Here is a 15787-nt window from a genome sequence, read left to right on the forward strand (position 1 = left end):
TCTGTTTTTACCTCAAATCAGTTGTGACTATTTTTACCGATTGCCGCCGCCAACAACTGCTCTTGCGTTGCTTGATCGCGCATAAATTCGCCGCTGATTGCCCCTTCACGCATCACCAAAATGCGGTCGCTCATGCCCAACACTTCCGGCATTTCCGACGAAACCAAAATAATGCTCAAGCCTTCGTCTTTAAATTTATTAATCAGTTGATAAATCTCTTTTTTCGCGCCGACATCCACCCCGCGCGTCGGTTCGTCCAAAATCAGCACTTGCGGACGGGTCATCAAGCCTTTGGCTATCGCCACTTTTTGCTGATTGCCGCCCGACAACAGCCCGACTTCCTGCTCGCGGCTTGGGGTTTTGATGTTGAACAACATAATAAAGTCGTCCACCGCCAAGCATTCCGCCCCTTTTTTAACGTGTCCGTATTGCGAAAAATACTGAAGTGCGGTCAAGCTCATATTCTCTTTCACCGACATGCCTAAAATCAGCCCGTCGCCTTTGCGATCCTCCGAAATATAAACAATGCCGTTGTTCAAACCGTCTTGCGCACTGCGATTGTCAATCGGCTTGCCGTTCAACCGCACTTCGCCGTCAGTTTTCGGCAGTGCGCCGTAAATCACCTTCATCAGTTCGCTGCGCCCTGCCCCCATTAAACCGGAAATGCCGAGAATTTCACCGGCGTGCAGTTTGAAACTGACATCATGCACGCCGCTGCCGGACAAATTTTTCACCTCTAAACGGGTTGCGCCGTAGGCTTTTTCCAAATGCGGATAGCGCTCTTCCAATTTGCGCCCGACCATCATTTCAATCAGACGATCTTCGCTTAACTCCGCCACCGCACTTTCGCCGATAAATTCCCCGTCGCGCAACACGGTTACATCATCACAAATCTCGAAAATCTCTTTAATCCGATGGGAAATATAGACAATACCGCGCCCTTCGGCGGTTAATTCCTTGATAATATTGAATAATGATTCGGTTTCGGTGTCAGTCAGCGCGTCGGTCGGCTCGTCCATAATAATTACGCGCGACTCAAAACTGAGCGCTTTGGCGATTTCCACCATCTGCAATTCGCCAATCGACAACTCGCCTGCCAAGGTGCGGCTACTGTGTTTCACATTCAGCTTTGCCAGCAATTTGTCCGCTTCTTGGTACATTTTCGCCCAGTCGATACCACCGAAACGGTTGAGAAATTCACGCCCGAGAAAAATATTTTCCGCAATCGTCAGGTTGTTAATCAGGTTCAACTCTTGGTGAATAATGCTGATTCCCGCTTCTTGCGAGGCTTTCGGGCCGCTGAACGCCACTTTTTGCCCGAGATAATCGATACTGCCGCTGTCTTTGCCGTAAATGCCGGTCAACACCTTCATCAGGGTCGATTTGCCCGCGCCGTTTTCCCCCATCAACGCCATCACCCGTCCGGCATAGACATTCAGGCAGGCGTTATTCAACGCTTTCACCCCGGGAAAGGATTTTTCAATGCCTTGAATTTGTAATAAGACTTGTTGCATAACAGCCCCTAAAACGGCACGCCGGAATAGAGAATCACGTTGGCATAAGGCGAACATTCGCCGCTGCGCACAATGCCGTTTGATTGGCTGCTCAAGGCCTTAAATTCTTCATGGCTGACATAATCAACCGCAATTTGGTTGCCTTGTTGCTGTTCCAGTTGTTGGAGCTGTTGTAATAATGCGTCATGAATCTCAGGATTTTTCGCTTTGATTTCTTCCGCCAATACCGCACTTTCGACAAATAATTCTTGCGTCACCACCGCAACCGTTTGCAAAAAGTGCGGTACGCCGGCGGTCAGGGCTAAATCCACGCGTTCGACTTCAAACGGAATCGGCAACCCGGCATCGCAAATCGTCAAACTGTCGGTATGCCCGAGAGTCGCGATCAAATGCGACAGCTGCGCATTTAACAGTGCGGTTTTTTTCATGATTAATCCTTCTTTTTTGGCTTTCTCTTGCTATCGAAACGTTTCGATAAGATTTGCATACATTTTAGAGAAGAAAACCAGAAAACCAAAATGGATTTATTACAGAATGTGAGCCGGATCAGATTTTAATTATTGAGCAAGTCAAAGTGCGGTGAGCTATTTTCCCGGTTACCATTTGCAAGTTAAAAAGTGATTATTTATCCAACGGTTACAACGGGCTTTCAATCTGTAACTGTTCGCAGATCGTATTGATCGAAAGCAGGAGGTAGGAGCGCAGGATTTTTTCGCTACGCAGGGTTTTGACCTGCAACAACAATGAATCTTTATTATCGTGCACGCTTAATGCGGTGGATTGCAGCTCTTGTTCCAACTTTTGCAGCATGGTTTTATCTTGCACCGAAGCCAGTTGCTGTAAGAAATCCAATGTCAGCGGAGAAGAAAACGCATACTCTTTGCTCTCGTTATTCAACCGCGCTTTGAGTGTCAAATAACGTTCAATATCCTGATATGCCTCAGTCTCAAGCACGCCCAAGCCCAGCAGCACCTTCAGGCGCACGCTGAGATCGGCTAACGGACCTTGGCTGCCGAGCAACGAATCCACCACAGATTTCACCGCAAAATCCGTTTTGCGAAAAACCCGTTGCATTAGTTGCTCCACGTCATTATCAAAAATATTTACCGCGGCGGTGATAATGCCACGCAAGGTGGGAATATCGTTCAACTGCTCGTAAACAAACTGCTCTTGAGACGGAGACATAGTGTTAAATAATCAATCCTTGATTTTGCTTAATTGTTGGTAGTTGGCGACGATCGCGTTCACCACCGCACTTTCGCCCAAGCCGGTATAGCGATGGATCGCCTGAAGCACGCCATTATCCGCAATATAAGCCTGCAATTCAACTGCCTGCGGATCACTTTCGTTGCGATAATGCAGTGCGGCGGCAATGGCTTTCACTAACGTATCATGCGGCAAGCCGTATTCAATCGTGCCGTTCAGCGGTTTGATCAAGCGATCATTCGGGCTGAGTTTGCGGATCGGCTCGCGTCCGACGCGATCAACATCGTCCGGCAAATACGGATTGGCAAAACGTTTCAGAATTTTTTCAATATAGGCAAAATGTTTCTCTTGCTCAAAACCGTAGCGCTTAATCAACACCGCACCGCTTTCCTGCATGACCGACCGCACTTGCCGTTTGATCGCTTCATCTTCAATCGCTTCGCGGATCAGATGGTGTCCGCTTAATTTGCCTAAATAGGCGGTCACCGCGTGCCCGGTGTTCAACGTGAACAACTTGCGCTCGACAAATGCCATTAAATTATCGGTCAACTCCATGCCCGTAATCTTGGGAATGTCGCCTTTGAATTGGGTTTGATCGACAATCCATTCGCTAAACGCTTCCACCGTCACCAACAGCGGATTTTCCGCATTCGGCGCCACCGGCGGCACAATGCGATCCACCGCCGAATCCACAAAGCCGACATATTGCTCAAGTGCGGTATGATAATCGGGATTGAGCTGCTCCAGCACTTTTTGTTTTAAGAAGGAAGTACCCCGCACCATATTTTCGCAAGCGATGATGTTCAGATAATGTTTATTGCCACCGGCGAAACGGATTTCCAGCGCTTTGGCGATGGTGGCAGAGATAATCGCTAACACGTTCGGACCAACCGCTGTGGTGACCAAATCCACTTGGTTGAATTTCTCGATGAGCTGATCGCTGTTTTTGGAATTGATCGCCGCAACCGGCGCAACGCGTTCAATGTTGCTTTGCTGTTCGCTGACGATTTTTACGTCGTAGGCTTGTTGCCGGTTCAATAAATCAATCACCGCGTCGTTCACGTCGGCAAAAGTCACATGAATGCCGGAATCGGATAATAGCTTACCGATAAAGCCGCGTCCGATATTGCCGGCACCAAAATGTAATGCTTTCATTTTTCTTTCCTTTTTTACAGAGAAGCAGAGATGTCTGGCTAAACTATTCAGTAATCCAAAACGCATTCGGTATATGGGGAAAGTAGGGACGGATTATATATCCGCCCGAACCGCACTTCGTAAACGGACTGATATATAATCCGCCCGTACTTTGTCTAAGCATATTGGTTACGAATTCAGAAACATCTCTCTTTTATTCGGTTGATTATTTCAATAACGCCAACACTTGTTCCACATCGGTTGTCGTCGTCAGCAGTTCGATAGACGCTTCGCTGTCTAACGCACCGGTGATAGAGGTTACCACCGCAATGTGTTCGTTATTTTTCGCCGCAATCCCAATCACCAGTTTTGCCACACCGTCTTCCTCGTCGGTGAACTGCACCCCGTCGGGATATTGACAGAACACGATACCGGTTTTAATCACTTCGTCTTTGGCTTCAATCGTACCGTGCGGCACCGCAACCCCTTCGCCCAGATAAGTCGAAACCAGTTTTTCACGTTCGAACATCGCCGGCACGTAATCCGGTTTGGCAAAACCGGCTTTCACCAACTGCTCGCCGGCAAAACGAATCGCTTCTTCTTTCGTTGCGGCTTTTAAGCCTAAGAAAATTTGCTCTTTTTGTAGTTTAAATGCCGGCGGTTGTTCAACTTCTGCCGCTTGCTCAGCGACACCTGCTTGCGCAGCACTGGATTTATCGACGATATCACTGACCAAACTGTCATAGAACGGATTGTCCAAGAAGTTGGTTAATGACAAATGGGTCGCTTCCGGCACTTGTTGTTTGGCTCGCAGAGTCAAATCTTTATGGGTAATCACTAAGCGTGCATCCGCCGGCAAATCATTGATTGCGCAGTTGACCACACGGATATCCAAACCTGCCGCCTGCACTTTTTTGCGCAGCATACTCGCCCCCATCGCACTGGAGCCCATACCGGCGTCGCAAGAAACATAAATGGTTTGCAACGTATTGTAATCCGCACCGCTCAATTCGGTTTTACCGTTGCCCATTTTCATCGCTTTCATTTGTGACGTTGCGTCTTCCAGCGAAACACCTTCGCCTTCTTGCTTGTCGGTTTTCAACAAAACCGAGGCAACGGCGAACGAGGTGGCGCAAGAGGCGATAACCGAAGTGATCACACCGACAAACGCCGGCGGCGGGGTCATCAGCAAGACCGCAAAGATGGAACCTGGTGAGGCAGGCGCACGCAAGCCGGCGTTAAACAAAACCAAGGTCAATACGCCAACCATACCACCGGCAATTACCGCTAAGATCAAACGTGGTTTCATCAGGATATACGGGAAATAAATTTCGTGGATTCCGCCAAAAAAGTGGATAATCGCCGCACCGCCCGCAGTTTGTTTGGCACTGCCGCGACCAAAGAAAATATAGGCTAATAAGATTCCTAAACCCGGGCCCGGATTGGCTTCAATCAGGAAGAAAATAGATTGACCGAATTCGGTGGATTGTTGCACCCCCAACGGGGTGAAAATGCCGTGGTTAATCGCATTGTTCAAGAACAAGACTTTCGCCGGTTCAACAAAGATTGAAGTCAATGGCAATAAACCGGCGTTGACCAACACATCAACCCCAGCCGCCAAGGCAACAGAAAGGGCTTTAACCGCCGGTCCAATCAGCACCAATGCCAATAATGAGCACAGCATGCCGATAATCCCGGCAGAGAAGTTGTTGACCAACATCTCAAAACCGCTCTTGATTTTGCCGTCAACCCATTTATCAAATTTCTTGATCGCATAACCGCCCAACGGGCCGGCAATCATCGCGCCCAAGAACATCGGAATATCGGAACCGACGATTACCCCCATGGTGGTAATCGCACCGACCACGGCGCCACGATCACCGCCGACCAATTTCCCGCCGGTATAACCGATTAATAATGGCAGCAAATAAGTGATCATCGGACCGACCAACGCACCTAGGGTTTCATTAGGAACCCAACCGGTCGGAATGAAAAGTGCGGTAATGAAACCCCACGCGATAAATGCCCCGATATTCGGCATTACCATGTTCGATAGAAAGCGCCCAAAACTTTGGACTTTCACTTTTAGAGCAGCTGATAGCATTTTTCACCTCTGAGTTATGATTAAACCACCGTTGTAAAACTCCCCGTTTTACGTGCTTGGAAAAGTATCACGCCTAGAAAACAAACCGAAATTTTATTAATTCAATTTGTGATACGTATCACATTATATTTTTACACACCACTTACAATAATGTGATTCATATCACATTTTTAGACCATTGAGTTGCTGACTGTGATCAAGATCACATTAAAAAGGGGTTGATAAAACAACCCCTGCCTAACCGGTGATAACGATTAAACGCCGCTGCCATGCAATATCGATGTAACGCCTATCGCGCAAAAAGTTTATGGATGACATTCAAAATCAGATTGCACTTCGGCACGACCGAACTGGCAAGCATATACTCACTTTTCACGTGCATATTGCCGCCGGTCGGCCCCAAACCGTCGATTGTCGGACAACCAGCCGACGAGGCTATATTGCCGTCGCTCACGCCGCTGGCATCAACCCAAGTGATATCCATGCCTAATTCTTGACCTGCTTCAGCAAAAACAGCCTTAATTCGAGGCAAATTCACTTCATCAATCATCGGCGCTTCATGGTTCAAACAGGTTTTGCGTGCGGTTGTACCTTGCTGCAAAGGGTTAGCCAAAATACTTTCCAGCTTCTGCTCAAAGAAGTCCAATGAAGACGGATATTGATAACGCATTTCTACCGTTAATGCGGCAAAATCAGGCACAATATTTTGCGCCACTCCGCCATGGGTGATAATGCTGTTGAAAGTATGCCCCAATGAAAAATCGCTTAATTTTGACAACGCCACCACACAATTCGCCGCCTCAACCAGGGCAGAACGCCCTTGTTGCGGATTATTGCCGGAATGGGCGGCAACACCGTCGAACTCGATCTGATAGGTCAGCACCCCTTTTCTGGTCGCCACCAGCGAACCGTCTGCCCGAGCCGGCTCCATCACAAAACAATATTGTGATTTTTTTGCGTATTCTCGGATACTTTCCTTGGCATACAGCGAGCCGATTTCTTCATGCGAATTCAGGTACAGCGCCACATTCAAGCGTGAAAGATCCAGTGATTTGATCACATAAAGCGCTAATAACGCACCGGCTTTATCATCAATCACCCCAAGCGCATTCACCCTATCACCGCTTTGGGTAAACGGCGTGCCCGCAAGCGTACCGACAGGGAAAACCGTGTCCATATGGGCAAGAAACAGAATATCAAACCTTTCCGCTTCGGGCTGATTACTGATCAACAAACCGCTAGCGACGCTTTCATTTGCCATCGGGATCGGTTTTGACCGCAATCCTTGCGCGTGCGCCTTTTGCGTAAACCAAGCGGCAACCTGGTTAACACCATCAAGATGGAAACTCGGGCTCTCAATATCGGTCAATTGTTTGAGCTCTGCCAGAAATCCAGCCAGATCTTCTTCTCTCATCATCTTACGCCTCCGCATTACACCAAGAAATTCATCACTAACATGGCTAAATAGGCATTAATAATACAAATGCCGAACAGCACCAAATAGTGCTTGCCCGGCACTCCCAATACCCCCAAAATACGTCCCATATATTGTACGGTTGAGCCGACCAACGCCATTCCCGGCAACAGAATCGCAATATGCTGTGCGTTCAACACGCCTTCCTGAACCAACGCCACCAACACCCCGGCTGCGCCGCCCCAACTCAAGAATGCCGCCATAAATACCGCAATCGCTTCGCCGGGCAACCCCAACGGCAGCATAATAAAACCCAGATACTCGCCGATCAGTTTTAATAAGCCGGACGCATTCAAGATGTAAATAATCACAAATGCCATTAACACGTTTGGAATGGTGCTGGTGATTGCAATATTCCAGCCCTTTCTGGCACCTTCGATAAAAATATCGGTAATCAGTTTATTTTGATTGGTTGTCTGGCTCATCATAATTCCTCATCATCTTTCACAAATTTTTTCACATACAACCGCATTAAGTTCGCCCCGAAAATTTTAAACATAAAAATAATGCCTAAACACAGCGCTATCGAGACTGGCGCAACTTGCCCCGCCTGATCCTGAATCAATAACACCGGCGCAAAAGAGGACAAGAAGTTGGTCAATAACGCGCCCGCACTGAATTGGAAAGCGGCGAAAATCAGCAGTTCCTTATGCGTGATCTCTTTTTCATCGCGTAAAAATTTGGTGGTCGAGCTGCCGGCATCGGTGCTTTGCGTACTGGCAATCAACGAAATCGAGCAATTGCCCGGAATCCCCATCAGCGGTTTCAGGATTGGGTTCAACCATTTTGAAGCCGCCGCCAATGCGCCGTAATGCTCAAAAATAGCGACAAATCCCAACGCTAACATCACACTCGGCACCAAGGTGAGTGCGAAAAGGAATCCGCCTTTGGCACTGGTGCCGCCGCTGGTTTTTAACCACTCGGGAAATTGCCCGGTTAATTTACTGAAATCAAAAATCCCGCCCATCACATCTTTGGCAAAACCACCAAAAAATATCACCGCCAGAATTAATGAAATCGTACCGACAATTAGTTTTTTTAAACTGTTTTCACTCATAGATGGCACTCCTTTTTTTATTAACAACGTCTAAGGTACTTTAACGCTCCCGTCCGCTAACAACAATCACAGAACATGATTTTTGCCGCCTATATCACCTTTTTTGTTTATTGATATGCCATGGCGGCAAAATGGAAGAAAAATCTTTTATTACAAATAATTAACAACTGGTTTTTTATGACTTTCGGGCAAACGATAAAAATATGGCGCAAGCTGCAGCAGGTTCATAACGACAGCGTAATTCGATTCCATTACCCGGAATAATCAACCTCCATTTGGCTTTGCTTTTTTACTTGCGTTAGATCAAACAATCGGCAAATCATCAAATCAAAATAATCCGTATTTAAATCAAGTTATTACAATAAAAAACAACATTAAAAATACTCCTAAATAGGTAGAATCTTATCAAATTGATTGTTATCACTAATCAATCACTTATGCTAAAATTTGCGTTCCGTTTTTTATTGTTTCCGAGTGAGTCTGATGTTTGCGCAAAACCAATTAGAACTAAGCAATCTAGCCTGTCAACGCGGCGAGCGACGGCTGTTTGAAGGCTTATCGGCATGCTTTGCTGCCGGCGAGATGATTCAGTTGGAAGGGCATAATGGGATCGGCAAAACCAGTTTGCTACGTATTTTAACCACCTTATCCCAACCGATCTGCGGCAATATCTTTTGGAATCGGCAGGATATTTTTAAACAGCGCGAAGCCTATTTAGCGCAACTGCTATATTTGGGGCACGCCAGCGGGGTGAAAAGCGAATTAACCCCCTATCAAAATTTGCGTTTTTACCAACAAATCAGCAACTGTAAGCAAGATGACGAACTGATTTGGCAGGCGTTGTACCATGTCGGATTGGGCGGCTATGAGGAAAGTGCGGTTTATCAGCTTTCCGCCGGGCAACAAAAACGGGTGGCGTTGGCGCGCCTATGGCTGAGCAATGCCGCATTGTGGATTTTGGACGAGCCGTTTACCGCGATTGATAAACAAGGGCGCGCCGAGCTGACCGCACTTTTTGAACAACATTGTCAGCAAGGCGGTATTGTGCTGCTCACCAGTCACCAAAGCGTGAACAGCCCGCGTTTACGGATTTTCCCTATGCAACCGTTTAAAGCGCTTACCGAATAGCAGCCGAAGAGAATAACGAGAAAGGAAAAGTGCGGTATGATTTTTTACAGTATTATCAAACGGGAACTGAAAATTGCGTGGCAAAAAAAAGCCGAGCTGCTCAATCCGCTGTGGTTTTTCCTGTTGGTGATCACCCTGTTTCCGTTGGTGATCGGGCCTGAACCGCAATTATTGGCGCGTATCGGGCCGGGCGTGGTGTGGGTGGCGGCGTTGCTGTCGGCATTGCTGGCGTTCGAGCGGCTGTTTGCCGATGATTTCCGCGACGGTTCGTTGGAACAGTTAATGCTGCTGTCTTATCCGTTGCCGCTGTCAATGCTTGCCAAAGTGGTGGCGCATTGGCTGCTGACCGCACTTCCGCTGTTGCTGCTGTCGCCGATTGCCGCGTTATTACTGTCGATGGACGCGGTGGTGTGGTGGGCATTGGTGCTCACCCTGCTGCTCGGCACGCCAACCCTGAGCGCCATCGGTGCCATCGGGGTTGCCTTGACGGTGGCATTGCGCAAAGGCGGCGTGTTGTTGAGTTTATTGGTCGTGCCGTTGATTATTCCGGTGCTGATTTTCTCCGCCTCGGTGTTAGATGCCGCACTGCTGAACCTGAATTACAGCGGGCAACTGGCGATTTTAGGCGCAATTATGGCGCTCACCGTCTCGCTGTCGCCGTTTGCGATTGCGGCGGCGTTGCGTATTAGTTTAGATTAATTTGTTGATCTGTTTTAAATAATATTAAAAAGAAATGGAGTGAAATGACCTATGTGGAAATGGTTACACCCTTACGCGAAAGCGGAAACCCAATATCACCTCTTGGGCAAATTTCAGCCTTATTTCGGCGTGCTTGCGCTGCTGTTGCTGGCGCTCGGTTGGATTTGGGGACTGGGCTTCGCCCCTGCCGATTACCAACAAGGCAATGCCTTTCGCATGATCTATCCGCATGTGCCGGCGGCGATTTGGTCGATGGGGATTTACGCCTCGCTCGCCATTGCCGGCGCCATCGGTTTGGTGTGGCAAATCCGCCATGCTTATCTCGGCATGATCGCGATGGCGCCCGTCGGCGCCACTTTCACCTTTTTAGCGTTGGTGACCGGCGCAATTTGGGGCAAACCGACTTGGGGCACATGGTGGGTGTGGGACGCGCGCCTGACCGCCGAACTGATTTTATTATTCTTATATTTAGGCATTTTAGCGCTCTATTCCGCGTTTCAGGATCGCCGTAACGGCGCCAAAGCGGCGGCAATCTTGGCGGTGGTCGGCGTGATCAATCTGCCGATTATCCACTTCTCGGTCGAATGGTGGAACACCCTGCACCAAGGCGCAACCATCACCAAATTTGAAAAACCGTCGATGGCGGTTGAAATGTTGATCCCGTTGATTTTATCGATCTTCGGCTTCCTGTTTTTATCCGTTTGGCTGACGATAGTGCGTTATCGCAACTTATTGTTACAAGAAGAACAAAAACGCCCTTGGGTGCTGGCTTTGGCTGAACAGTTTGTAAAAGGAGAGAAAAAATGACCCCATTTTTCCAAACTTGGTCTGATTTTTTTAATATGGGCGGGCACGGTTTCTATGTTTGGTTGTGCTACGGTATCACCGTAGCGGCACTGTTAATCTTAATCATTAGCGGTTTTGCCGAGAAAAAACAGATTTTGACTTGGGTTGCCAAAGAACAACAACGCCAAGCCCGCCAACAGCGATTGGCGCAAGAAGCAAATAATCGCAAAGGAGAACAAGCATGAACCCGAGACGCAAATCCCGTTTAAGCCTGTTATTGTTAGTATTATTGGGTATCTCCGTTGCCGTCGGCTTGATGTTGTACGCCTTGCGGCAAAATATCGATCTGTTCTACACCCCGACCGAAGTGATTTACGGCAAAGACAATAAAAGTGACACCCGCCCGCAGCCTGGACAACGCTTGCGTATCGGCGGTATGGTGGTGGAAGGCACTGTGGTGCGTGATCCCAACAGCCTCAAAGTGCGGTTTGACCTGAATGACATCGGGCCGTCGGTGACGGTGGAATACGAAGGCATTCTGCCGGATTTGTTCCGTGAAGGGCAAGGTATCGTGGCGCAAGGGGTGTTGATTGATGAAAAAACCTTAAAAGCACATGAGGTGCTTGCCAAACACGATGAAAATTATGTGCCGCCGGAGTTGGAACAGCAAATGCAGAAAGTACATCAACCGATGGGCGTATCCGACGGCGATCTGAAAGGTGTGTCGGAGCGCGATCAGCAAAGTCTGGATAAATTCCAACAAAATTTACAGCAAACAATCGAGGCAAACAAATGATTGCCGAACTGGGAAATTACGCTTTGGCTTTGGGCTTGGCGATTGCCGTACTTCTAACCCTGCTGCCCGCTTATGGTTGCGCAACAAATAATAGCACGCTGATGGCATTGGCAAAACCGATGACCTTCAGTCTGTTCCTGTGCCTGACCTTTTCTTTTATCGCCCTGTCTTATCTGTTCGCGGTCAATGATTTCAGCGTGCAGTATATCGTCAATAACTCGAATACCAACTTGCCGCTGCATTACCGCTTATCGGCGGTGTGGGGCTCGCACGAAGGCTCGCTGTTACTGTGGATCTGGCTACTGTCGCTGTGGGGCGCAGCGGTTGCGGTGTTCAGCAAGAGTTTGCCGCAGGAGGCGATTGCGCGCGTGTTGGCGGTGATGGGCTTGATCAGTATCGGCTTTTTGGTGTTTATCATCTTCACCTCCAATCCGTTCGACCGTACTTTCCCGGATTTTCCGGTGGACGGACGCGAACTCAATCCCCTGTTGCAAGATGTCGGTTTGATTTTCCACCCACCGTTGCTGTATATGGGCTATGTCGGCTTTTCGGTCGCCTTTGCCTTTGCGATTGCGGCATTGTTGGGCGGCAATTTAGACACCGCTTGGGCGCGCTGGTCGCGTCCTTGGACGTTGGCGGCGTGGCTGTTTTTAACCCTTGGTATCGTGCTGGGTTCGTGGTGGGCGTATTACGAACTGGGCTGGGGCGGCTGGTGGTTCTGGGATCCGGTCGAAAACGCCTCGCTCATGCCGTGGATTGCCGGCACGGCATTAATCCACTCCCTCGCCGTCACCGAAAAACGCGGCAGCTTTAAGGCATGGACGGTGTTATTGGCGATCTTGGCATTTTCACTCTGCTTGTTAGGCACATTCTTAGTCCGCTCGGGGATTTTGGTCTCGGTGCACGCTTTTGCTTCCGATCCGACCCGCGGCTTATATATTTTGGCGTATTTAGTGGTGGTGATCGGCGGCTCATTGGCGTTGTATGCGGTCAAAGGCAGCCAAATTCGCTCGACCACGCACTACGAACGTTATTCGCGTGAAAATTTATTGTTGTTAAACAATGTATTGCTGATGACCGCACTTTCGATTGTGTTTATCGGCACATTGTTGCCGTTGGTACATAAACAGATCGGTTTAGGCTCGATCTCGGTCGGTGCGCCGTTCTTCGATCAAATGTTCTTAATCTTGATGATTCCATTCTCGTTTATTTTGGGTATCGGACCGCTGGTCAAATGGCGGCGCGATCAATTTAGCGTAATCCGTAAACCGGTGATCATCAGCGTCGTCTTGATGATCGTAGCAGGTTTTGCGCTACCGCACTTTTTGTTTGATCGCATTGCCACCACGGCGGTTTTAGGCACGATGATGGCAGTGTTGATTTTTGTTTTAAGCCTATACGAAATGCAGCAACGCGCCACCCATCGCCATACGTTTTTCAAAGGCATTAGCAAACTGTCGCGCTCCCACTGGGGCATGATCGCCGCCCATGTCGGCGTGGCGATGACGGTATTTGGCATTGCCTTCAGCCAAAATTACAGTGTGGAACGCGACGTGCGCATGAACACCGGCGATAGCGCGCAAATTGCCGATTACCGTTTTGTGTTTCAAGGGGTGGTCAAAGATGACGGCGCAAACTACGAGGGCGCAAAAGGGGTGATCGAAGTCTATCATCGCGATAAACTGGAAACCATTTTACACGCCGAAAAACGCTTCTACACCGTCAGCCGCATGAGTATGACCGAAGCGGCTATCGACTGGGGCTTCAGCCGTGACATTTACGTCGCCCTCGGTGAACGCCTGGAAGATGATTCATGGGCGGTACGTTTATACTACAAACCGTTTATCCGTTGGATTTGGATTGGCGGCGTGTTTATGGCGTTGGGCGGCTTGTTGTCGATGTTTGACCGCCGTTACCGCTTAAGCCGAATCACCCAAGGCAATCGTAAACTATCGGGAGTAACGCATGAAGAATAAAAAACTGTTTCTACCGCTCTTTGCCTTTTTAGCGTTGGTTATCGTGTTTGCTTGGCAATTGGCGCGCAATTCCGCCGGGGACGATCCGAAAGCCTTGGAATCCGCCCTTGTCGGCAAAGCCGTACCGCACTTTAGCTTGCCGTCGTTGCTTACCGAACAAGCGACGCAAGGCAACGGACTGTTTCAACAAGGCAAACCGCTGCTATTAAACGTGTGGGCGACTTGGTGTCCGACCTGTTACGCCGAACACCAATACCTCAACCAACTTGCCAAACGCGATATTACCATTATCGGTATCAACTATAAGGATAAGCAGGACAAAGCGGTGCAATGGCTGAAAAATCTGGGCAATCCTTACCAATATAATATTTTGGACGAAAAAGGTATGCTCGGTTTGGATTTGGGCGTGTACGGCGCGCCGGAAACCTTTCTGATTGATTGCCAAGGGATTATTCGCTACCGCTATGCCGGCGATATGAATGAAACGGTGTGGCAGGATAGATTCAAAACTTTATTTGAACAATTACAAGGAGATAGCGCGTGCAATATTTAAAAATCCTTGCGTTGCTGCTGTTCAGCCTGCCGGCGTTTGCGGTGATTGAAAGCTATGAATTTGCCTCGCCGCAACAGGAGCAGACCTACCAGCAATTAATCCAACAACTGCGCTGCCCGCAATGTCAAAACAACAATATTGCCGACTCAAATGCCACCATTGCCAATGATATGCGCGCCAAAGTGCATGAATTGTTACAGCAAGGGCAAAACAAAGACGAAATCGTCGATTATATGGTGCAGCGTTACGGCAATTTTGTCACTTACGATCCACCGCTCACCGCCTCCACCTTGTTGCTGTGGCTGATTCCGGCAGGGTTATTATTACTCGGCGTGATTGTGCTGTTCCGGCGTAAACCGCACTTGACTGCGGAAAAGCCGGCCACAAGTGCGGTCAATGCCGATCAGCAACGCCTTGATCAACAAAGACTAGAGGCGATTTTGAACAGCGATAAGGAGAAAAAATAGTGCTGTGGTTAAGTTTTTTACTGCTGACCCTCGTGGTGGCGGCAGTGGCATTTTTCCCGTTATTGCGTCGTAGTCAAAATACACAAAGTGCGGTGCAACAGCAGGATCTGAACAAAGCGTTCTACTATGATCGCCTGCAAGAGTTGCAACAGGACAACGAACAAGGTTTGTTGGACGATCCGCAACAGAGCGAAAATGAATTACAACAACGGTTGCTAAACGATATTCCGCAGCAGCAAAGTGCGGTCAGCGCAAATGCGTTGAAAAACGGGAAAATCTGGTTCAGCTCGGCAACGCTGGCATTAGCGGCAATGGCACTGCTCGCCTATTTCAGCGTTGGTTCGTGGCACTCGGAAGCGATGTTAGAACAAGCCCACGCCGAATTACCGCACTTGCAACAACGCTTGGCGGAGGAACGCGAGCAACCGCTCACCACCGATGAATTGCACCGCTTTATTATCGCCTTGCGTGCCGATTTGCAAAAAAATCCGAACAGCGATGAAAATTGGTGGCTACTGGGGCAAATTGCGATGGCGGCCGGCAACGGGCAACTGGCATTGGACAGCTATCAACGCGCCACCGCACTGAAGCCGGATAACAACGAATACAAACTCAGTTACGCGCGCGTACTGATGTTCTCGCAAGATGAAAACGACAAATTGCGCGGCGAGAGGCTACTGCGCGAAGTGATCAAACAAGATCACAATAATATCCAAGCCCTCAGCCTGTTGGCATTCAGCGCCTTTGAAAAAGAGGATTACAAAATGGCGTTGATGTCGTGGGAAATGATGTTACGCCAATTGCCGCCGGACGATGAGCGCGTGCCGTTGATTCAACGCAGTATGACCCACGCGATTGAAGAGCTGAAAATACAACAACCCGCCGCGGAATAA

General features: G+C 48.8%; 17 protein-coding genes. 9 read left to right on the forward strand and 8 right to left on the reverse strand.

Translation table 11 applies throughout. The annotated features are described in order from the left end of the window. Positions 1-17: 17 nt before the first annotated feature. The 8 genes from rbsA to ACWA50_RS01510 all read right to left on the reverse strand — a co-directional run bounded on the left by rbsA (position 18) and on the right by ACWA50_RS01510 (position 8489). Positions 18-1514, reverse strand: a complete 1497-nt coding sequence (gene rbsA / locus ACWA50_RS01475; protein WP_431053574.1) for a ribose ABC transporter ATP-binding protein RbsA — start codon at positions 1512-1514, stop codon at positions 18-20. Positions 1515-1522: 8 nt separating this feature from the next. Further along, the gene (gene rbsD, locus ACWA50_RS01480; protein WP_431053575.1) at positions 1523-1942 is read right to left on the reverse strand and encodes a D-ribose pyranase; all 420 of its coding nucleotides are present in this window, start codon (positions 1940-1942) and stop codon (positions 1523-1525) included. A 208-nt stretch (positions 1943-2150) separates the two neighbouring features. Then, complete coding sequence (locus ACWA50_RS01485; RefSeq protein WP_431053576.1) at positions 2151-2699, reverse strand: MltR family transcriptional regulator; 549 nt, start codon at positions 2697-2699, stop codon at positions 2151-2153. Positions 2700-2711: 12 nt separating this feature from the next. After that, positions 2712-3875: a mannitol-1-phosphate 5-dehydrogenase gene (locus ACWA50_RS01490; RefSeq protein WP_431053577.1), complete on the reverse strand. Its 1164-nt coding sequence runs from the start codon at positions 3873-3875 to the stop codon at positions 2712-2714. Between the two features lie 205 nt (positions 3876-4080). Beyond that, positions 4081-5958, reverse strand: a complete 1878-nt coding sequence (locus ACWA50_RS01495) for a PTS mannitol transporter subunit IICBA (RefSeq protein WP_431053578.1) — start codon at positions 5956-5958, stop codon at positions 4081-4083. Positions 5959-6247: 289 nt separating this feature from the next. Next, complete coding sequence (locus ACWA50_RS01500; protein ID WP_431053579.1) at positions 6248-7375, reverse strand: M20/M25/M40 family metallo-hydrolase; 1128 nt, start codon at positions 7373-7375, stop codon at positions 6248-6250. A gap of 14 nt (positions 7376-7389) precedes the next feature. Continuing rightward, positions 7390-7860 (reverse strand): YjiG family protein, encoded by a 471-nt coding sequence (locus ACWA50_RS01505; protein ID WP_431053580.1) that lies wholly within the window; start codon positions 7858-7860, stop codon positions 7390-7392. Further along, positions 7857-8489 carry a nucleoside recognition domain-containing protein gene (locus tag ACWA50_RS01510; RefSeq protein WP_431053581.1) on the reverse strand — a complete coding sequence of 211 codons (633 nt, stop codon included), beginning with the start codon at positions 8487-8489 and terminating at the stop codon, positions 7857-7859. The genes ACWA50_RS01505 and ACWA50_RS01510 overlap by 4 nt, the downstream gene beginning before the upstream one ends. A gap of 483 nt (positions 8490-8972) precedes the next feature. Here ACWA50_RS01510 and ccmA point away from each other — a divergent pair, with 483 nt between their 5' ends. From ccmA to ccmI, 9 genes are read left to right on the forward strand one after another with little or no spacing between them, the layout of a single operon-like run. Then, positions 8973-9617 (forward strand): cytochrome c biogenesis heme-transporting ATPase CcmA, encoded by a 645-nt coding sequence (gene ccmA / locus ACWA50_RS01515; RefSeq protein ID WP_431053582.1) that lies wholly within the window; start codon positions 8973-8975, stop codon positions 9615-9617. Between the two features lie 36 nt (positions 9618-9653). Further along, entirely contained in the window at positions 9654-10316 is a 663-nt protein-coding gene (gene ccmB / locus ACWA50_RS01520) for a heme exporter protein CcmB (protein WP_431053583.1), read from the forward strand. A 51-nt stretch (positions 10317-10367) separates the two neighbouring features. After that, positions 10368-11123: a heme ABC transporter permease gene (locus tag ACWA50_RS01525; protein WP_431053584.1), complete on the forward strand. Its 756-nt coding sequence runs from the start codon at positions 10368-10370 to the stop codon at positions 11121-11123. Continuing rightward, positions 11120-11347 (forward strand): heme exporter protein CcmD, encoded by a 228-nt coding sequence (gene ccmD, locus ACWA50_RS01530; protein ID WP_431053585.1) that lies wholly within the window; start codon positions 11120-11122, stop codon positions 11345-11347. Before ACWA50_RS01525 ends, ccmD begins: the two co-directional genes overlap by 4 nt. Further along, entirely contained in the window at positions 11344-11898 is a 555-nt protein-coding gene (ccmE, locus tag ACWA50_RS01535) for a cytochrome c maturation protein CcmE (RefSeq protein WP_431053586.1), read from the forward strand. The genes ccmD and ccmE overlap by 4 nt, the downstream gene beginning before the upstream one ends. Further along, positions 11895-13874 carry a heme lyase CcmF/NrfE family subunit gene (locus ACWA50_RS01540; protein ID WP_431053587.1) on the forward strand — a complete coding sequence of 660 codons (1980 nt, stop codon included), beginning with the start codon at positions 11895-11897 and terminating at the stop codon, positions 13872-13874. Before ccmE ends, ACWA50_RS01540 begins: the two co-directional genes overlap by 4 nt. Continuing rightward, positions 13864-14427: a DsbE family thiol:disulfide interchange protein gene (locus ACWA50_RS01545; protein WP_431053588.1), complete on the forward strand. Its 564-nt coding sequence runs from the start codon at positions 13864-13866 to the stop codon at positions 14425-14427. Before ACWA50_RS01540 ends, ACWA50_RS01545 begins: the two co-directional genes overlap by 11 nt. Then, entirely contained in the window at positions 14415-14894 is a 480-nt protein-coding gene (locus tag ACWA50_RS01550) for a cytochrome c-type biogenesis protein (RefSeq protein WP_431053589.1), read from the forward strand. Before ACWA50_RS01545 ends, ACWA50_RS01550 begins: the two co-directional genes overlap by 13 nt. Then, a complete protein-coding gene (gene ccmI, locus ACWA50_RS01555) occupies positions 14891-15787 on the forward strand; it encodes a c-type cytochrome biogenesis protein CcmI (protein ID WP_431054266.1) in 897 nt (298 codons plus the stop codon). Before ACWA50_RS01550 ends, ccmI begins: the two co-directional genes overlap by 4 nt.

The sequence above is a fragment of the Testudinibacter sp. P17/SS/0325 genome (assembly GCF_053570765.1).